We start from the raw sequence: 17,560 nt of genomic DNA, 5'->3' as shown, positions 1-17,560 counted from the left end.
TAATAAAATTTCAGGGGTCGTTGTATGCCACTCGCCACGTTGATTCATCGCGCCAGTTTGCCCAGCCCGCAAGTGTCTGCGGAGCAAGCGCTTGAGCTGTTGAAGGGACATTACGGGCTGAGTGGAAAGTTGCAGGCCCTCGGCAGCCAGCAGGATCTTAACTATCGGGTCGACAGCGAACAGGGGCGTTTTGTCCTGAAAATCTGTCGTGGCGACTACTCGGCGCTGGAGCTGCAGGCCCAGCACGCTGGGCTAAGGCATTTGGGTGAACACCCCGATGTGCATGTGCCCCGAGTGATTCCCGCCAAAAACGGTGCAGACCTTCTCTCCCTGGAAGTCGGCGGCCAACCGGTGCATGTGCGCCTGCTCGATTACATCGAAGGCCAGTCGCTCACACACCTGGACCATCTGCCTGGTTCGGTGGTGGCCGGTTTTGGTCGACTTTGCGGTGAAATGGACCTGGCGCTGGCCGGTTTTGACCATCCGGGCCTTGAGCGCACCCTTCAATGGGACGCCCGTCACGCCAACGCGCTGATCGCGCATTTGCTGCCGGTCATCCACGATGAACAGCAACGCCGGCGGATGGCCGATGCAGCGGAACAGGCCGAGCGTCATTTGCAGCCGCTTGTGGATAAGTTGCCGGTGCAGGCCATTCACATGGATATCACTGACGACAACGTGGTGTGGCGGCGAGATTCGCAACGCCAGTGGCATTTGCAGGGTGTGATCGATTTCGGCGACCTGGTTCGTACCTGGCGCATCACTGATCTGTCGGTGACCTGCGCGGCGCTACTGCACCACGCTGATGGCGATCCGTTCTACATTTTGCCGGCGGTTCAGGCCTATCACGCTGTCAATCCGCTCATGCATGAAGAGCTACTGGCACTCTGGCCACTGATCGTCGCCCGTGCGGCGGTGTTGGTGCTCAGCGGCGAGCAGCAGGTCAACATTGATCCGGGCAACGAATACAGCCGCGACAACCTCACCCACGAGTGGGAGATTTTCCGCGTCGCGACATCAGTGCCGTTGGCGTTGATGGAAGCGGCGATCCTGACCTCGGTCGGCCAGAACCTGCCGAGCATCGGTAGCGAAGGCTTCGCGCCGCTGCTGCCGAGCCTGGTGGGGCGTGAGTTTGCGTTGATCGATTTGGGCGTGCTCAGTCCGCATTTCGAGGCCGGCAACTGGGAGCAGGAGGGTATGGATCAGCGGCTGCTGACCGAAGCTGGCGCGGCTCATGGTCTGGCGGCCAGTCGTTATGGGCAATATCGCTTGTCCCGTACTCGGCCGGACAGCGCCGCTGAGCCGGACACGTGCCCATTGCACGTTGAATTGCGAGTGCCCCACGGCACGGCGGTCGAGTCACCGTTTGCCGGGATGGTGCATCAGCCAGCGGCGGGTGTGCTGCAACTGGACGGTCCGCAACTGAGCGTGCGCCTGTGGGGCGTGACGCCGTCGCTGCACACGGGGGCGGCGCTGGTCAAAGGCCAGGTGCTGGGTTCGGTCAGCGGGCCGTTGGTGGTGCAGTTGTGCCGAGGCGCTTCGTTCAACGCACCCTTGTTTTGCACGCCGTCCCGCGCGGCTGCCTGGCAAGCGTTGTGCCCGTCACCGGCGGTGCTGCTGGGACTGGCCTGTGACGCTGAAGAAGAACTCGATCCGCAGACATTGCGTGCCCGACGCGATGCGAGTTTCGCCCGTTCCCAAAAACATTATTACCTCGACCCGCCGCGCATCGAACGCGGCTGGCGTAATCACCTGATCGACATGCAAGGTCGTTCCTACCTCGACATGCTCAACAACGTCGCGGTGCTTGGCCACGGTCATCCGCGCATGGCCGCTGTCGCCAGTCGTCAGTGGTCGCTGCTCAACACCAACTCGCGTTTTAACTACGCGGCGATTGCCGAGTTCTCCGAACGTTTGCTGAAACTGTCGCCGGACGCCATGGATCGAGTGTTCCTGGTCAACAGCGGCACCGAGGCCAACGACCTCGCGATCCGTTTGGCGTGGGCTTACAGCGGCGGTCGCGACATGCTCAGTGTGCTTGAGGCGTATCACGGCTGGTCGGTGGCCGCCGATGCGGTCTCGACTTCGATTGCCGATAACCCGAAGGCCTTGAGCAGCCGCCCGGACTGGGTGCACCCGGTCACCGCGCCGAATACCTATCGCGGCGAGTTCCGTGGACCCAATAGCGCGCCGGACTACGTGCGCAGCGTCGAGCACAACCTGGCGAAAATTGCCGAGCAGAAACGTCAGTTGGCCGGTTTCATCTGCGAACCGGTGTACGGCAATGCCGGCGGTATCTCATTGCCGCCTGGGTACTTGAAGCAGGTTTATGCACTGGTTCGTGCTCAGGGCGGTGTGTGTATTGCTGACGAAGTGCAGGTCGGTTATGGCCGCATGGGCAACTTTTTCTGGGGTTTCGAAGAGCAGGGCGTGGTGCCTGACATCATCACCATGGCCAAAGGCATGGGCAACGGCCAGCCGTTGGGTGCGGTGATCACCCGTCGGGAAATCGCCGAAGCGCTGGAGGCCGAGGGGTATTTCTTCTCGTCGGCCGGCGGCAGCCCGGTCAGCTGCCAGATCGGCATGGCAGTGCTGGATGTGATGGCGGAAGAAAAGCTCTGGGAAAACGCTCAGGTCGTGGGCGGGTATTTCAAGGCACGGCTTGAAGCGCTGATCGATGTTTATCCGTTGGTGGGCGCGGTGCATGGTTCCGGCTTCTACCTAGGCGTCGAGTTGATCCGCAATCGCGAAACCCTGGAACCGGCAACCGAAGAAACCACGGCGCTGTGTGATCGATTGCGCGAACTGGGGATCTTCATGCAGCCGACGGGTGATTACCTGAACATCCTCAAGATCAAACCGCCGATGGTGACCTCGCGTCAGAGCGTGGATTTCTTTGTCGACATGCTGTCGAAGGTGCTCGCAGAAGGTCTGTAACCACCCACAGGGATAACGGCAGAGTCAGATTTTTATCTGGTTAAACTGAATAAATTCCGACAGGGTGACGGCTTAAAGCTTTTAAAGCCGATTTTTATCGGCTATAAAGTCACCGTTGCCCCGGCGTGGACTCACCACGCCCGGTGCTTCCCATTTTCTGTCATTGGTCGATGCCACGCTCGACCCTCAAGCAATTGCCCCGGAGATGATTCATGAGCCGTATCGTTACCGTCGCCGCCACTCAGATGGCCTGTTCCTGGGACCTTGAAGCCAACATCGAGACCGCTGAGAAACTGGTCCGTGAGGCTGCGGCCAAAGGCGCGCAGATCATCCTGATTCAGGAATTGTTCGAGGCTCCCTACTTCTGCCAGAAGCCGAACCCGGATTACCTGCAACTGGCCACGACCGTTGAAGATAACGTCGCCATCAAGCACTTCCAGAAAGTGGCCAAAGAACTGCAAGTCGTTTTGCCGATCAGCTTCTACGAACTGGCGGGCCGCGCGCGTTTCAACAGCATCGCGATTATTGATGCCGACGGCAGCAACCTCGGGATTTACCGTAAAAGCCATATCCCGGACGGCCCTGGCTACCACGAAAAGTACTACTTCAACCCGGGCGATACCGGCTTCAAAGTCTGGAACACCCGTTACGCGAAAATCGGCGTGGGTATCTGTTGGGACCAGTGGTTCCCGGAATGCGCCCGCAGCATGGCGTTGCTGGGCGCGGAAATTCTGTTCTACCCAACCGCGATCGGCAGCGAGCCACACGATAAGACCATTTCGTCCCGCGATCACTGGCAGCGCGTGCAACAAGGCCACGCCGGCGCCAACCTGATGCCGCTGATCGCCAGCAATCGCATCGGCAACGAAGAGCAGGACGGCTACGACATTACGTTCTACGGCTCGTCGTTCATCGCCAACCAGTTCGGCGAGAAGGTTCAAGAACTCAACGAAACCGAAGAAGGTGTACGGGTTCAGAGCTTCGACCTGGACGAACTGGAACACATCCGCAGCGCCTGGGGCTCGTTCCGTGATCGTCGCCCGAACCTGTATGGCACACTGAAAACCCTCGACGGTTCCCTGGAGTCCTGATCGCCATGACCACTTTGCACAGCACGCCTCGTGCCGACGGCTTTTACATGCCCGCCGAATGGGCGCCGCAAACCCAGACCTGGATGATCTGGCCCGAGCGCCCGGACAACTGGCGTCTGGGCGGCAAACCGGCGCAAGCCGCGCACGTCGCGGTAGCCAAAGCCATTGCGCGCTTCGAACCGGTAACCGTGGCGGTGTCCGCCGGCCAATACGAAAACGCCCGTGCCCGTCTGGACGTGCCGAATATTCGTGTGGTGGAAATGTCCAGCGATGACGCCTGGGTTCGCGACACTGGTCCGACGTTTGTCATCAATAACGGTGGCGAAGTCCGTGGTGTGAACTGGGACTTCAACGCGTGGGGCGGTTTCGACGGTGGCCTGTATTCGCCGTGGAATCGCGACGCGCAGGTCGGCGGCAAGATCCTCGAGATCGAGCGCAGCCAGCGCTACCGCACCGAGGGCTTTGTGCTTGAGGGCGGTTCGATCCACGTCGATGGCGAAGGCACGTTGATCACCACCGAAGAATGCCTGCTTAACCGCAATCGTAATCCGCACATGAACCGTGCAGAGATCGAAGCGGTGCTCAGCGCGAATCTGGCTGTGGATAAAATCATCTGGCTGCCGGACGGTTTGTTCAACGACGAAACCGACGGTCATGTGGATAACTTCTGCTGCTACGTGCGTCCGGGTGAAGTGTTGTTGGCCTGGACCGATGACCCGCAGGACCCGAACTACCCGCGCTGTCAGGCGGCAATGAACGTGCTGGAAAGCAGCACCGACGCCAAGGGTCGCCCATTCACGGTGCACAAGATGCCGATCCCGGGGCCGCTGTATGCGACCGACGAAGAGTGCGCGGGTGTTGATCCGGTGGACGGGACTCAGGAACGTAATCCGACCGTGCGTCTGGCCGGTTCCTACGTGAACTTTCTGATCGTTAACGGCGGCATCATCGCGCCGAGCTTTGACGATCCGTTGGATGGCCCGGCAAAAGAGATATTGCAGGCACTGTTCCCGCAGCACGAAGTGGTGATGGTGCCCGGCCGCGAACTGTTACTGGGAGGCGGTAACATCCACTGCCTTACCCAACAACAGCCAGCACCGCACAAGGAGTGAGTGAGGTTGTAACAGCTTGAGTTGATTACAGAATCGGCCAGGCAACCGTTTTCCCTTGCTGCCTTGTAGAAAGCCCGCAGTCCATCAGGACCGTGGGCTTTTTTGTATCCACTTGTCGGCAGTTACGAAACCTTGGCACAGCTCTTGTATCTCTCATGGTGCAAAACAGGGAGGGGAGAACTGCGATGTTCTGTCATAAACCTTGGATAAGTTAGCCGCTCACAAACCAGGAGAGAGCGCGAAATGAACGCCGAAATGAATGTAGTGAGCGAGCGGGCGTTGCATCCCCTGGCAGTAAACAACGAATCGCTCAAAGTTCTGGCGAACTGGTTGAAGTCCAATGGAACGCGTCAGATCAGAGAACCTGATCCGCGCCGGATGATGATCGAACGCTACCCCGCTGGTTTATTCAGCGAAGCGGAGCTGGAAGCGTTGTGGGATGTGATGGAAGGATAAGAAGAAAAAACAACGGATTGGTAAAAGCGCTGCCGGGATGGCAGCGCTTTTTTATGGGCGAAAATTGTGTGCCCTTTGATGATCGTTCCCACGCTGTATGGGAACGATCAGTCGGTGGCCGGTGTTTAGAAGCTGTAGGTCCCGGTCACGACCAGGCTGCGCGGTTCACCCGGCTGAATCTGCGCCGCGCTGGTGGCTGACGAGTAATAGGCCTTGTCGCTGATGTTGTTCAGCGCCGCGCGCAAATCCCAATCCTTCTGCCTGAACCCGGCCAATGCATCCCAGCGGCCATAACCCGGCAGCACGGTGGTGTTGAGGCTGTCGGCATAACGCTGGCCCACCAGGGTCAGACCGGTTTCAGCGTACCAGCCCATTTCCGGTTTCCAGGTCAGGAACAGGCTGGCGTTATGCTTGGCCACGTTGCTGATGCGTTTGCCTTCAAAGCCGTTGTTGTCCTTCTCGACCGTCGCGTCCTGCACACCCACGCCACCGCGCACGTACCAGTTACCCGCGATTTTGCCGGTGCCAGTCAACTCGATCCCGCGGGAACGTTGCAGGCCGCTCATCAAGGTGATGGTCGGATCGTTCGGATCGCTGGTACGGCGGTTGTAGAGTTCCAGTTCGTAAATCGCCAACGTGGTGCTCAGGCGGTCATCGAGCCAGTCGCTCTTCACGCCGATTTCCTTTTGCTTGGTCAGTTCGGGACTCAGGTCGTTGTTGTTGCCGGCGGCGCCAGGGGTGATGCTGATCAAACCACCGCCGACCGGGGAAAAAGTCTTGGTCCAGGACGCATAGAAGGAATGATTCTGCAGCGGCGTCCATACCAGTCCTACACGTGGGCTGGTGCTATGGCTGTCGCGGTCTTCGGAAATGCTCCGCAGCTTGTTGGTCGACTCGATGTCGAAGGTGTCGTAACGCAAACCACCCAGCAGTTGCCATTGATCGTTCAGACGCAGTTGATCCTGCACGTACACCGCACGGCTTTCGACTTCGGTGTGAGTGCTGCTGGAAACCTGCATCCGCCCGGTATGGCGCAAATTGCGGTCGGGGTTGTACAGGTCCAGTGCAGGCACCGGCTGAGTCCCGCGCCCGGTGGCCGCGTTGTACAACGTAGGATCGCGCCGCTGGCTGCCGATTTCGATGCCGGTCAGCAAGCGATGCTCAAGGCCGAATGTGTCGAAACCGCCTTCCAGCTCGACGTTGTTGTAGACGTTGCGGGTGGTCAGGTCCTGTTGCCAGTGCTGGCGCGTGACCTTGTTGGTCGCCGGGGTATAACCCGAGAGGTAGGTGTTGTCGAAATCGCTGTTGAGCTTGAACACGCCCAGGGTGTGGCGCAGCTGCCAGTTGTCGCTGAGTTCATAACTGAGCTTCGAGCGCAGGGATTGCGACTTGTCGTCGATGAAATCGTGCTCGCTGCCGTAGGTCGTATCCCGTCCTACGTCCGCCGGGCGTCCGTTTACACCGGGGATACCGCGATCCGGCGTACGGTTGTAGCGGCTGTATTCGTACTGCACCAGCCAGTTCAGGTCCGGCGTCAGTTGCCAGCTCATCGACGGAGCGAACAGTTGCCGATTGCCGCTTACGCCGTCGCGGAAGCTGTTTTGATCCATATTGCCCATATTCAGGCGCAGGCTGATGTTCTCGCTCGGGTCGGTGCTGAGGTCGGCGTATAGGCTGCGCAAATCATCGCTACCGCCCTGGGCCTCGAGGGTCGAGCGGCGACCGAACTCCGGCAGTTTGCTGACCCGATTGACGATCCCGCCCTGACTGCCACGACCGTACAACACCGCCGCCGGGCCTTTGAGGACTTCAAGGCGTTCGATGTTGTGCAAATCGCGCACGTATTGGCTGTCGTCGCGGATGCCGTCGAGGTAGAAGTCATTGCTGGCGTCGAAACCGCGGATGCGCAGGCTGTCGAAGCGAGTGTCGGCACCGCTGCTGACGTTGGGGACGCCGCTCAGCGCAGTGCCCAGATCGTTGGTGCCGTAATCCACGACGTTCGCGGTTTTGATCGAGTCGATGGCTTGTGGAACGTAGCGCACCGGCGTGGCGGTGCGGGTCGCGGTGCTGGTTTCTTTCACGCGCGGGTCATCAGCTTCAGCTTCGGCGCTGATCGACGTCAGGGGTAAAACAGTGGTGGCGGCGCAGGTAAAACCGGCAGAGAGAAATGCAGAAAGCCCAAGGGTGACGGGCGTGAGGCGAAAGGGGGCAGGCATCTGAAGCGCATCCGAAAGGGTGGAGAAATTCGAGGTTGCGAATGGTAATGCTTGCTATTTACTTATGTTAATTATTATTGAAAGTTCAGCGGTTTGATTATTTCGAATTGTGTCGAGTTGGCAACAGCCGGGCGGCGGCATGATGACCTGCGCCGTTTCTTAGACGTTTTCGCCTATTTACAGACGATTCATGAAATTGACACATGGTTAAAGGCGCGGCTAGGATTCGCGCCACGCCTGTGGCTAACCGCCATGACTCATAAAAAAACCAAAAGGCCCGCCACGATTTCTTCGTGCGCGGGCCTTTTTGTTTGGGGTGAAAAAAGAGTGCAAAAGCGCCGTTTCAGCCGTTCGACACAGCGCGTATCAACCAGTCATAAGGAAAAGAACAACATGTTGAACACGCGAATCAGCCTGATCGCTCTGGGGATGTTGAGTGCTACACAGGTCATGGCTAACGACCAGGCCCAATCCAAGGGTTTTGTTGAAGACAGCAGCCTCAACGTGCTGCTGCGTAATGCCTACATCAATCGTGACAAAAAACACGGTAACGATGACCAGCGTGAATGGGGTCAGGCTGCCATCGGCACCTACACTTCGGGTTTCACTCAAGGAACCGTCGGCGTGGGCGTTGATGCCTTCGGTCTGTACGGTTTGCGTCTGGACCGTGGTAGCCACAGCGGCGGCCAAGGTATCGACTTCTTCAAGGAAGGCGACAGCGGTAACCCGGCCGGCGACCTGGCCAAAGCCGGTGGCGCGGTAAAATTTCGCGTATCCAGCACCGTCCTGACCTACGGCGACCAGATGCCGATCTTGCCGGTGCTGAACTACGACAACTCCCGACTGCTGCCTGAAAGCTACACCGGCACCTTGATCACCTCCAAGGAGATCAACGGCCTGGAGCTGAACGCCGGTCGCTTCACCGCCCAATCGCGCAAAAGCGCTGACGGCCGTGACAGCGGTGGCCTGAAGTCGATCAACGTGTTGGGCGGTAGCTACCAGTTCACCGAACAGTTCAAGGCTGCGGTGTACGCCTCCGACGTCGAAGACGTGCTGAAAAAGCAGTACGTGAACGCCAACTACGTGTTCCCGGTCGACAAGGATCAGTCCCTGACCCTGGACTTCAACGGCTACCGCACCAAGCTGGACGATTCCTACGTTCGCGAAAGCGGTGCCACCGGCGACGACAACAAAATCTGGAGCCTGGCCGCCACATTCGCCACCGGCGCGCACTCGTTCACGCTCGCCCACCAGCGCAGCACCGGCGACAGCAACCTGGGCTATGCCTACGGCGGCTACCAGAAGGACCAAGGTCGCGTCGGCGACGGCGGCACCACCATCTACCTGGCGAACTCCTACTGGTCCGACTTCAACGCCGAAGACGAACGCAGCTGGCAACTGGGCTACGGCCTCGACTTCAGCACCTTCGGTGTTCCAGGCCTGAGCTACAACTTCGCCTACGTGCGCGGCGACAACATCACCACCTCCACCAGCGAAGGCGGTACCGAGCGCGAAATCTTCAACCAGTTCAAGTACGTCGTGCAAAGCGGCCCGGCCAAAGACCTGAGCGTGAAACTGCGCAGCTCGATCCTGCGTGTCTCGCGGAAATCGAGTGAGTACAACTCCAGCGGTAATGAAGTGCGTGTGTTCGTGGATTACCCGATCAGCCTTTTCTGATGATGGGTTGCGCTATCGAGGCTTGATGCAAGGCTGAGAAAGGAAAGCCCCGACTGGTTCGGGGCTTTTTTGTGGGCGCGATTTAGAGCTCAACACTCTCAGCTATTTCCTGCGTTGAACCAGGACGCTTCTCGAGTAGGAAAGGGATCAGGCTGATATTCATCGCGAGCTCAAACGGTTGAAATATTGGGCGAGACATCCAGCTGATGGTCACGCTTCTCAAGCTTTGGAGCCGTCCATCACGCTGAAGTTGACTGAAAAGATCCCGCTCAACCACAATGCTCGAGGTAGCGCCAATGTAGCTACAAATTAACGATGAGGTTATTACCATGGGTGCATTGCTGAAAACCACAGACGTGCGTTGCCGCATTGATGAGGATTTGAAGGCTCGGGCTACTGAAGTCTTGAGCGCTTGCGGCCTGAGCATCAGTGATGCCATGCGTCTTTTTCTTCGTCAGGTTGTAGCCACTCAGGGCCTCCCGTTTGAGGTACGCGTCCCCTCGGAGAAGACGGCCCGCGCCATGATGGAAGCACGAGATATTCGCCAGCGGTTCGACTCGATAGACGACATGCTGAGGGACGCTGATGGCGAAACCGGAGAAAAAGCAAAAACGCGCTGAGCTGCCCAAACAGTGTGCGCAAACATCGGAATTCAAGAAGTCGTGGGAACGTTACAAGCGGGCCGGCCGCCGTGACATGAATGAAGTCCGTCAGGTGATGGTCACGCTATTTCTGGGAGAGCCATTGCCAGCCGAGTACCTTGATCATGCGTTGACGGGGGATTGGGCTGGGTTTCGAGAGTGCCATATAGGCGGTGATTTCTTGATGATTTATGAGCACACGCGCTCCGATCTGATCACATTTGTTGATCTCGGAAGTCATTCCGAACTGTTCAAGTAGCGCCTCTCAACACAAGCCCCGACTGGTTCGGGGCTTTTTTGTGGGCGCCGCAGTGCTCTGGCTTGCGTCACCTGGCGATTCGAGCTGCCCGTCACAGCCTAGATTTTCCATCACGAATGATCGAAACAATCATCTTAATGATTGTTTTGCGCAAACTAAACCGAAGGCCTAAGATTAATTTGACTTAAACAATCAGTAAATGATCGGTTCAGTCAGTTTCGAGGTGATGCACGTCTTACCCAACAATTATAAAAGGAGACCCTCGTGGCCCAATTTCCTATCAAACGCACCATTGAGCGCATACCGGGCGGCATGATGATCGTGCCCCTGCTGATTGGCTCGCTGGTGGCAACGTTCCTGCCCGACACGCCAAAGTTTTTCGGCTCATTCACCAATGCACTGTTCACCGGGGCGCTACCGATCCTCGCGGTGTTCTACGTCTGCATGGGCGCAAGTATCAATATCAAAGCCACACCTTATCTCCTTAAAAAGGGCGGGACGCTGCTCGCGACGAAAGTCGGCATCGCCGTCCTCATTGGTATAGTGCTCGGGCACTTCCTGGGCGAGCAGCCGATTTCCTCGGGACTCTTCGCCGGCATTTCCACGCTGGCGGTGGTCGCTGCGATGAACGACACCAACGGCGGCTTATATATGGCGCTGATGGGGCAGTACGGTCGCTCCGAAGACGTCGGCGCCTACTCGGTCATGTCGCTGGAGTCCGGTCCTTTTCTGACGATGGTCACTTTGGGTATCGCTGGCCTGTCGGCATTCCCCTGGCCGACGCTGGTGGGCAGCATCCTGCCACTGGCGCTCGGCATGCTGTTGGGCAATCTCGACCGAGACATGCGCGATTTTCTGGCCAAAGCAGTTCCCGTCATGATCCCGTTCTTCGCTCTGGCGCTCGGTGCCAGCCTGGACTTGCATAACGTCTGGCAGGCCGGTTTGCTGGGTCTCGGCATGGGTGTTGCGGTTGTCGTGCTGACCGGCATCCCGCTGTTCTTCGCTGACCGTTTGACCGGCGGCACTGGCGTCGCAGGTGTCGCCGCGGCCACTACCGCCGGGAATGCCGCCGCCGTCCCTGCGTTAATCGCGGCGGCCAATCCGGTGTACGCGGAAGCGGCCAAGAGCGCGACAATCCTGGTGGCCGCCTGCGTCGTGGTCACCGCGATCCTCGCGCCGCTGCTCACCGCCGCCGTCGCCAAGCGTGTGCAGCAACGTAACCCCGTCATCATTCCCGAACAGGAGCTCGAACCTCAAAAGCAGGAGGCCTTGCGATGAGGATGTTGATCATCGCAGACGATCTGTCGGGCGCGGCGGATTGCGCCATCGGCTTTGCAAGCGCGGGGCTGCAAACGGTCGTCACGCTCGACCCTTTGAATGACAAGGCTGACGCTCAGGTGATTGCCGCCGACACAGACACCCGGCGCCTCTCGCCGGCGCGGGCCGCCGAGCGTACCGTCGCCGCGTTCAAGGCACTGCATCAGCCTGGGCAGCGGCTGTACAAGAAAATCGATTCGACTCTGCGCGGCAACTGGGCGGCTGAAGTCGCCGCCCTGCAACCGTTGGCGGGGCTGGCCATTGTGGCCCCGGCGTTTCCCGCTACAGGCCGTACGTTGCGCGGCGGTCGGGTGTTCGTGAACGGCCAGCCGCTGGAAACCACCGATACCTGGAAACTGGAAAACGCCGACCGCCCGGCCGATGTTGAGGCGATGCTTGTCACCGCAGGCCTGACCACTGCGAAGCTCGACCTCGACACCTTGCGCGGCAACGAAGACGCGCTCACCCGGCACATTGCCGAAGTCGCCCGCAGCGGCACGCAGGCGCTGATCGTCGATGCGCAAACCGAAGATGACTTGCTCACCCTCGCTCGCCTGACCGCGTCGATCGACCAGCCACTGTTCTGGATCGGTTCGGGTGGCCTTGCTCGGGAAATAGCCAGCCTTCCCGATTTCTGCGAAACGCGCTTCGCAGCCATCGAACCCGATGCCGTCGAAAAAAGTCAGGCGCCGATTCTGATACTCGTCGGCAGCCTCTCCGGCGTCTGCGAGCGGCAATGCGCACTGCTCAAGGAGCGTGGCGGCGTCAGCGAATTGGTCGTCCCGCCTGAAGTCCTTCGCCAAGGCACAACCCATGGCGATTGGGCGATCTGGCAGGCGCGCATCGGCGAGCAACTGGAAGGCTGGAGCGACCTGCTGCTGCGCATCGGCCGCGATGAGGCGTTCGATCCCCAGGAGGGCGCGCAACTCTCAACCATGCTGGCCGTGCTGGTAGAACCGCACTTCGCCAAGGTCGGTGGCCTGATCGCCACGGGCGGCGAGACGGCGCGGGCCATATTGACCACCGTCGGGATCGACAGCCTGCAACTGCTGACGGAAATCGAAGCCGGCGTCGCCTTCGCACGACCGACCGTTTCCCGGCAGGGGCGTCGTCCCGCAATTGTTACCAAGGCGGGCGCGTTCGGCAGCGATCACGCGTTGTACGCGGCATGGCAACACCTGAGCGATAGCGCCGATCGCTCCCCGCCCAAACGCACACGAATCCAAGGACTCGAATGAACACTATGAGCAACTACCTCCCGATCATCGGCATCACCATGGGCGACGCCACGGGCGTCGGTCCGGAAATCATCGTCAAGAGCCTGACTCACGACATCGTCTATCAACAATGTCGGCCGCTGGTGATTGGCGATGCCCGTCGTCTTGAGCAGGCCAATGTCATCGTCGGCGGCAGTGCCAAAGTGCGCCGCATCGAGGACGCCTCCCAGGCGTTGTACGAGGCCGGCACCATCGACTGCATCGACCTCAATCTGATTCCCGACGACCTGCCGTTCGGTGAGTTGTCGCCCATCGCCGGTGACGCGGCTTATCAATACATCGCCCGTGCCGTGCAACTCGCCGAGGCCGATCAGATCGACGCGATCTGCACCGCGCCGCTGAACAAGGAAGCGTTGCACGCCGGCGGCCACAAGTACCCGGGCCATACCGAAATGCTCGCGCACCTGACCAACGTCGACGAAGTGTCGATGATGCTGGTGGCGCCGCAGTTGCGGGTGATTCACGTCACGACCCACATCGGTATCATCGATGCGATCCGCAAGATCGAGCCGGGCCTGGTCCAGCGCACGATCGAGCGCGGTAACGCGACGTTGATCAAGGCCGGTATCGCCAAACCGCGTATTGGCGTGTGCGGGATCAATCCGCATGCCGGCGAAAACGGTTTGTTCGGCTATGGCGAAGAGGAAGAAAAAATCATCCCGGCGGTGAAGCTGTTGCAGGAACGCGGCCTCGACGTGACGGGCCCGCTGCCCGCCGACACGCTGTTCTTCCGCGCCGGACGCGGCGACTTCGATCTGGTGGTGGCGATGTATCACGACCAAGGCCACGGCCCGGTCAAAGTGCTGGGACTTGAAGCAGGCGTGAACGTGACCGTCGGCCTGGACGTGATCCGTACTTCGGTCGACCACGGCACTGCCTTCGATATCGCCGGCAAGGGCATTGCCGATGAACGCAGCCTGCTCGAAGCACTGCGCCAGGGTGCGGAGCTTGCCACGCGACGGGGATGAGTCGCAGGGACGCTGTCGTGTAAGATCGACCACCGTCCACACAACGAGACCCGCCATGAAAGCATCCGAACGCCACCGCGCAATCCTCGATCTCGTGCGTATTGGCGACGCCAACGTCGAGCAATTGAGCGCGGCGCTCGGGGTTTCGGAAGCGACGGTGCGGCGCGACCTGACCATGCTCGCCAAACAGCGGCACCTGGTGCGCACTTATGGCGGCGCGACCTCGGTGGTTGGCGTGCATGAGCCGGAAGCTTCGCTGGAAGAGCGCAAGACCAGCCAGTGGGAGCAGAAAGACGCCATCGCCCAAGCGGCCGCGGCTCATGTTCAGGACGGCGATACCGTCTTGCTCGACGGCGGCACCACCTGCGCCGCACTGGCCCATCATTTGTGTTCGCGGCAAGACGTGCATGTGGTCACCAACAACTTGCTGGCCGTAATGACCCTGGTCAATGCGCCGGGCGTGCGGCTGACCTTGATCGGCGGCGATCTGCGCGGTTCGAGCATGAGCACGTTGGGGCCGTTGGCGGAGCTGACGTTGAGCCGGCTGAGTGTCGACAAAGCCTTTCTCGGTGCTGACGGCGTGGTTGCCGAGTTTGGTTTGTGTGAAGCGAGCGCGCAGCAGGCGTATCTGAAGGAATGCATCATCAAACGGGCGGCGCAGATTGTTGTCCTCGCCGACACCGACAAACTCGGTCGTGCGCGGCAACAGCACTGGACGCCGATTGAGCGGGAGTGGCGGTTGATTACCGGTGCTACGGCCGATGAAGCGGCACTGGCGCCGTTTCATGCGATCAAGCAGATCACTGTGGAAACCGTGATCGTCGAAAAGCCTTAGAAAATCCGTAAACGAACAAAAATTTAAAACATGTTCGGATATGTACTACTCTGAAGGCGCATCCCTTTGCCTGAAGGAGTCTTTCCAATGGCCACTTCATCCCCCGTCCGCACCGCTCCCCAAGAGCTCGACACCCCGGAAGCCGGTCGCGTGGCGCTCAAGTTCTTCTTCAACCTGATGGAGCGTTGGGGCTGCACCGCCGAAGAACAGCGCACGCTGCTGGGCAAGGTCGGCAACACCACCTTTTATAAATACAAACACCTGCCGCCCAATGTGCGTCTGCCCCACGACACGCTGGAGCGCATCTCCTATCTGATGGGCATCCACAAAGCCCTGAGCATCATCTTCAGCAACAACCGCGACCGCGCCTACAAATGGGTCAGCAGTCCGAACACCGCTGCGCCGTTCAATGGTCAATCCGCGTTGAGCTATATGCTGGCCGGCCGGGTAGTGGACATCGCTGACGTGCGTCGCTACCTCGATGGCGTCCGCGGCTGATGGCTCCGGAAGTCGTGCTCCCCGAGTGGAACCGTGCCTACCGGATGATCAACAGCGCGTTCCCCCCGATCACCCTGTTTGAAGACGTGCTCGACCCCGAAGACCTGCAAACCGCCTACGCCCTGGAAGCCCTGACCAACGACCGGTTAGTGCAAGAAGCCGGCGTGCTCTCCCGCGTGCTACCCGAAGACCGAATCTCCGGCCCCGGCTCATCACCGGTCATGGCCGCGTTCACCCACATCGGCAAAACCAGCCGCTTCACCGATGGCACCTACGGCGTCTACTACGCCGCCAGCAGCCAGGCCGCCGCCATCGCCGAAACGAGCTATCACCAGGAACGCTTCCTGGCCGCGACCAACGAGCCCGACATCGAGTTGACCCTGCGCACCTACGTCAACAAAGTCGTCAAACCGATGCACGACATCCGCCAACACTACCCCGAACTGCACAACCCGGATCCTGACGCTTACGGGTCAGCACAGGCGTTTGCCCGGCAACTGCGCGAAACCTTGTCGTGGGGGCTGCTTTACAACAGCGTTCGGCTGCCTGGGCATGAATGTGTCGCTGCGTTTCGGCCGCCGGCCGTGTCTATTCCGAAGCAAGGCAAGCACATTCGATATGTGTGGAGTGCGAGCAGTCGGAAGATTTCGTTTGTGTTTGAAGTCAGCGAGGTGTGAGCCGGAAACTGAAAAGCCCCGATTGATTCGGGGCTTTTCTTGTTTGCGATTTGTTTATGGCGCGACGTTACTGGTTCGGTTGTTACCCGGTGCATCGAGCACCTTCGCTACGTCATCGATGATCGCCTTACTCATATCCTGCAAAAAATGCGACGCCCAGGCATGCCGGTCGGTGTCACGAACCATGGCGGAGTCTGATGCGAGAAGTTTGGCGATGTGGAGCAGGTCGGAGGCGTGGGAGAGGGCCTGGTTGACCGGGACACCGGCGTTGATGCGGAACAGTGGTTGGTTGCCGTGGAAGGAGAAAGGGGTGAGGCCGATGGTTTTGAGGTCTTGAGGGTTGGTCATTGGGCACCTCCGGTTCTTGGGCGGTGGTGGGCATGACTCGGTGTAGCAGTAGCGAAAATCTTGAATGGATTGCAGGCATGCATAAGGAGAACTCCGGTTGGTTTCTGCATCGAATTCGAGTTCTCAGGCCCGGTCGCTGAATTGGCAGCGACGGGTTGAAAGTAGCTGGAGGTAGGAGGATGCGCAATCGTGGCTAGGTGGTGGCGTGGGTTGAAGGGTTTTAGTGATTTTTATGGCTGGGCAATAATTATTGGCCAGCCATAATTTTCAATAATTCCGATGTTCGATTGCTGAAGGCTCTGGAATGGTCTCTGTGGCCAAATTAAGGGTCATTTGATTGCGCGGAGTACCCAATCATCAGCGTCGACCAGACAAACGTGCATTGCCCATCTATACGGCAAAGCCGTATAGTCAGGCCCATGTTCACGATTATCGAAACCGAAATTTTCAAGCGTTATGCTGAATCCATCTGGGGCGATGGCGAACGTCATGAATTCATTACCTGGCTGGCGGCTAACCCGTTGGCCGGCGATGTGGTTCCTGGTAGCGGCGGTCTGCGCAAGGTTCGTTGGTCCCGTAGCGGGATGGGCAAACGAGGTGGTACACGGGTCATTTACTACAACACGCTTTCGGAAGGCTCTATCTGGTTGTTGATCGCCTACACCAAGGCGAAATTCGACAATTTACCCGCAGCCTTCCTCAAGCAACTGAAGGAGGAAATCAGCGATGGTCAATGAACTGGAGCAATTCCAGCAGGACTTGCTGGATTCTGTGCGGCAAATGAAAGCCGGCAAAGCGGCTCGAGTGACAGAGGTGCCGCTTTCAGCGGCTGCCGAAGCGCGAGCTAAGGTGGGCGTTTCTCAAAGTGCGTTTGCCAAGCTGATTGGAGTCAGTTTGCGAACGTTGCAGGATTGGGAACAAGGGCGTCGGCAACCGACGGGAGCGGCGCAAACGTTGTTGCGTGTTGCGAGTCAGCATCCTGAGGCGTTGCGTGATCTGCAAGCAGTCTAGTGTAGTCCTGAAATAGATTTACACCTGTTTCGCCCCAACGCCGCGGTGCATCGCATCGAGCGTTTTGTATTTCAAAGAGCGGTGCGGACCCTCGCAGTTGTAGATCGATGCGAGGGTGTCCTAGATTTTGTGTAAACGGGATTTCTATTAAACCGTTAACAGGCGATCTTCGAATTGGATACTGAAGCGATTCAAAGCTGCTTTCCAGTCCCGGATCGGCATCGTCCACTTCTTGCTGAT

The 17,560-nt window shown here is 59.0% G+C and carries 17 protein-coding genes; 15 read left to right on the top strand and 2 right to left on the bottom strand.

Annotated features, from left to right (window positions below):
• The first annotated feature begins 24 nt into the window (after positions 1-24).
• The 4 genes from ACXPVS_RS19015 to ACXPVS_RS19000 all read left to right on the top strand — a co-directional run bounded on the left by ACXPVS_RS19015 (position 25) and on the right by ACXPVS_RS19000 (position 5,596).
• A complete protein-coding gene (locus ACXPVS_RS19015; RefSeq protein ID WP_458511309.1) occupies positions 25-2,937 on the top strand; it encodes an aminotransferase in 2,913 nt (970 codons plus the stop codon).
• A 212-nt stretch (positions 2,938-3,149) separates the two neighbouring features.
• The gene (gene aguB / locus ACXPVS_RS19010; RefSeq protein WP_458511308.1) at positions 3,150-4,028 is read left to right on the top strand and encodes an N-carbamoylputrescine amidase; all 879 of its coding nucleotides are present in this window, start codon (positions 3,150-3,152) and stop codon (positions 4,026-4,028) included.
• 5 nt (positions 4,029-4,033) lie between these two features.
• Positions 4,034-5,140 carry an agmatine deiminase gene (gene aguA, locus ACXPVS_RS19005; RefSeq protein WP_458511307.1) on the top strand — a complete coding sequence of 369 codons (1,107 nt, stop codon included), beginning with the start codon at positions 4,034-4,036 and terminating at the stop codon, positions 5,138-5,140.
• 243 nt (positions 5,141-5,383) lie between these two features.
• Positions 5,384-5,596: a hypothetical protein gene (locus ACXPVS_RS19000; protein WP_458511306.1), complete on the top strand. Its 213-nt coding sequence runs from the start codon at positions 5,384-5,386 to the stop codon at positions 5,594-5,596.
• A gap of 125 nt (positions 5,597-5,721) precedes the next feature.
• Here the strand turns inward: ACXPVS_RS19000 and ACXPVS_RS18995 are convergent, their stop codons facing one another.
• A complete protein-coding gene (locus ACXPVS_RS18995; protein ID WP_458511305.1) occupies positions 5,722-7,812 on the bottom strand; it encodes a TonB-dependent receptor in 2,091 nt (696 codons plus the stop codon).
• Positions 7,813-8,205: 393 nt separating this feature from the next.
• Here ACXPVS_RS18995 and ACXPVS_RS18990 point away from each other — a divergent pair, with 393 nt between their 5' ends.
• The 9 genes from ACXPVS_RS18990 (at position 8,206) to ACXPVS_RS18950 (ending at position 15,961) form a co-directional block, all read left to right on the top strand.
• The gene (locus tag ACXPVS_RS18990) at positions 8,206-9,489 is read left to right on the top strand and encodes an OprD family porin (RefSeq protein WP_458511304.1); all 1,284 of its coding nucleotides are present in this window, start codon (positions 8,206-8,208) and stop codon (positions 9,487-9,489) included.
• Positions 9,490-9,818: 329 nt separating this feature from the next.
• Positions 9,819-10,109: a type II toxin-antitoxin system RelB/DinJ family antitoxin gene (locus ACXPVS_RS18985; protein ID WP_056745544.1), complete on the top strand. Its 291-nt coding sequence runs from the start codon at positions 9,819-9,821 to the stop codon at positions 10,107-10,109.
• A complete protein-coding gene (locus ACXPVS_RS18980; RefSeq protein ID WP_436274990.1) occupies positions 10,075-10,389 on the top strand; it encodes a type II toxin-antitoxin system YafQ family toxin in 315 nt (104 codons plus the stop codon). Before ACXPVS_RS18985 ends, ACXPVS_RS18980 begins: the two co-directional genes overlap by 35 nt.
• 264 nt (positions 10,390-10,653) lie before the next feature.
• The gene (locus tag ACXPVS_RS18975) at positions 10,654-11,667 is read left to right on the top strand and encodes a 2-keto-3-deoxygluconate permease (RefSeq protein ID WP_458511303.1); all 1,014 of its coding nucleotides are present in this window, start codon (positions 10,654-10,656) and stop codon (positions 11,665-11,667) included.
• Positions 11,664-12,944 carry a four-carbon acid sugar kinase family protein gene (locus ACXPVS_RS18970; protein ID WP_458511302.1) on the top strand — a complete coding sequence of 427 codons (1,281 nt, stop codon included), beginning with the start codon at positions 11,664-11,666 and terminating at the stop codon, positions 12,942-12,944. Before ACXPVS_RS18975 ends, ACXPVS_RS18970 begins: the two co-directional genes overlap by 4 nt.
• A 5-nt stretch (positions 12,945-12,949) precedes the next feature.
• Positions 12,950-13,951, top strand: a complete 1,002-nt coding sequence (gene pdxA / locus ACXPVS_RS18965; RefSeq protein ID WP_458511301.1) for a 4-hydroxythreonine-4-phosphate dehydrogenase PdxA — start codon at positions 12,950-12,952, stop codon at positions 13,949-13,951.
• A 55-nt stretch (positions 13,952-14,006) separates the two neighbouring features.
• Positions 14,007-14,786 carry a DeoR/GlpR family DNA-binding transcription regulator gene (locus ACXPVS_RS18960; RefSeq protein WP_458511300.1) on the top strand — a complete coding sequence of 260 codons (780 nt, stop codon included), beginning with the start codon at positions 14,007-14,009 and terminating at the stop codon, positions 14,784-14,786.
• Between the two features lie 87 nt (positions 14,787-14,873).
• A complete protein-coding gene (locus tag ACXPVS_RS18955) occupies positions 14,874-15,284 on the top strand; it encodes an MbcA/ParS/Xre antitoxin family protein (protein ID WP_033058347.1) in 411 nt (136 codons plus the stop codon).
• A complete protein-coding gene (locus tag ACXPVS_RS18950; protein ID WP_458511299.1) occupies positions 15,284-15,961 on the top strand; it encodes an RES family NAD+ phosphorylase in 678 nt (225 codons plus the stop codon). The genes ACXPVS_RS18955 and ACXPVS_RS18950 overlap by 1 nt, the downstream gene beginning before the upstream one ends.
• A 54-nt stretch (positions 15,962-16,015) precedes the next feature.
• On the opposite strand, the gene ACXPVS_RS18945 is transcribed toward ACXPVS_RS18950, so the two are convergent.
• Positions 16,016-16,309 carry a DUF3077 domain-containing protein gene (locus ACXPVS_RS18945; protein WP_458511298.1) on the bottom strand — a complete coding sequence of 98 codons (294 nt, stop codon included), beginning with the start codon at positions 16,307-16,309 and terminating at the stop codon, positions 16,016-16,018.
• Positions 16,310-16,728: 419 nt separating this feature from the next.
• Here ACXPVS_RS18945 and ACXPVS_RS18940 point away from each other — a divergent pair, with 419 nt between their 5' ends.
• Positions 16,729-17,046 carry a transcriptional regulator gene (locus tag ACXPVS_RS18940; RefSeq protein ID WP_458511297.1) on the top strand — a complete coding sequence of 106 codons (318 nt, stop codon included), beginning with the start codon at positions 16,729-16,731 and terminating at the stop codon, positions 17,044-17,046.
• Complete coding sequence (locus ACXPVS_RS18935; protein ID WP_218536832.1) at positions 17,036-17,320, top strand: helix-turn-helix domain-containing protein; 285 nt, start codon at positions 17,036-17,038, stop codon at positions 17,318-17,320. The genes ACXPVS_RS18940 and ACXPVS_RS18935 overlap by 11 nt, the downstream gene beginning before the upstream one ends.
• Positions 17,321-17,560: the final 240 nt, after the last annotated feature.

It is taken from the genome of Pseudomonas sp. Ma2-10 (assembly GCF_054330215.1).
This window is presented reverse-complemented; position numbering and strand designations above follow the sequence as displayed.

Coding starts and splice junctions, on each gene's coding strand:
- ACXPVS_RS18935 (WP_218536832.1), top strand. CDS start 17,036: ATGGTCAATGAACTGGAGCAATTCCAGCAGGACTTGCTGGATTCTGTG.
- ACXPVS_RS19015 (WP_458511309.1), top strand. CDS start 25: ATGCCACTCGCCACGTTGATTCATCGCGCCAGTTTGCCCAGCCCGCAA.
- ACXPVS_RS18990 (WP_458511304.1), top strand. CDS start 8,206: ATGTTGAACACGCGAATCAGCCTGATCGCTCTGGGGATGTTGAGTGCT.
- aguB (WP_458511308.1), top strand. CDS start 3,150: ATGAGCCGTATCGTTACCGTCGCCGCCACTCAGATGGCCTGTTCCTGG.
- ACXPVS_RS18955 (WP_033058347.1), top strand. CDS start 14,874: ATGGCCACTTCATCCCCCGTCCGCACCGCTCCCCAAGAGCTCGACACC.
- ACXPVS_RS18980 (WP_436274990.1), top strand. CDS start 10,075: ATGGCGAAACCGGAGAAAAAGCAAAAACGCGCTGAGCTGCCCAAACAG.
- ACXPVS_RS18960 (WP_458511300.1), top strand. CDS start 14,007: ATGAAAGCATCCGAACGCCACCGCGCAATCCTCGATCTCGTGCGTATT.
- ACXPVS_RS18940 (WP_458511297.1), top strand. CDS start 16,729: ATGTTCACGATTATCGAAACCGAAATTTTCAAGCGTTATGCTGAATCC.
- ACXPVS_RS18985 (WP_056745544.1), top strand. CDS start 9,819: ATGGGTGCATTGCTGAAAACCACAGACGTGCGTTGCCGCATTGATGAG.
- pdxA (WP_458511301.1), top strand. CDS start 12,950: ATGAGCAACTACCTCCCGATCATCGGCATCACCATGGGCGACGCCACG.
- ACXPVS_RS19000 (WP_458511306.1), top strand. CDS start 5,384: ATGAACGCCGAAATGAATGTAGTGAGCGAGCGGGCGTTGCATCCCCTG.
- aguA (WP_458511307.1), top strand. CDS start 4,034: ATGACCACTTTGCACAGCACGCCTCGTGCCGACGGCTTTTACATGCCC.
- ACXPVS_RS18995 (WP_458511305.1), bottom strand. CDS start 7,812: ATGCCTGCCCCCTTTCGCCTCACGCCCGTCACCCTTGGGCTTTCTGCA.
- ACXPVS_RS18970 (WP_458511302.1), top strand. CDS start 11,664: ATGAGGATGTTGATCATCGCAGACGATCTGTCGGGCGCGGCGGATTGC.
- ACXPVS_RS18950 (WP_458511299.1), top strand. CDS start 15,284: ATGGCTCCGGAAGTCGTGCTCCCCGAGTGGAACCGTGCCTACCGGATG.
- ACXPVS_RS18945 (WP_458511298.1), bottom strand. CDS start 16,309: ATGACCAACCCTCAAGACCTCAAAACCATCGGCCTCACCCCTTTCTCC.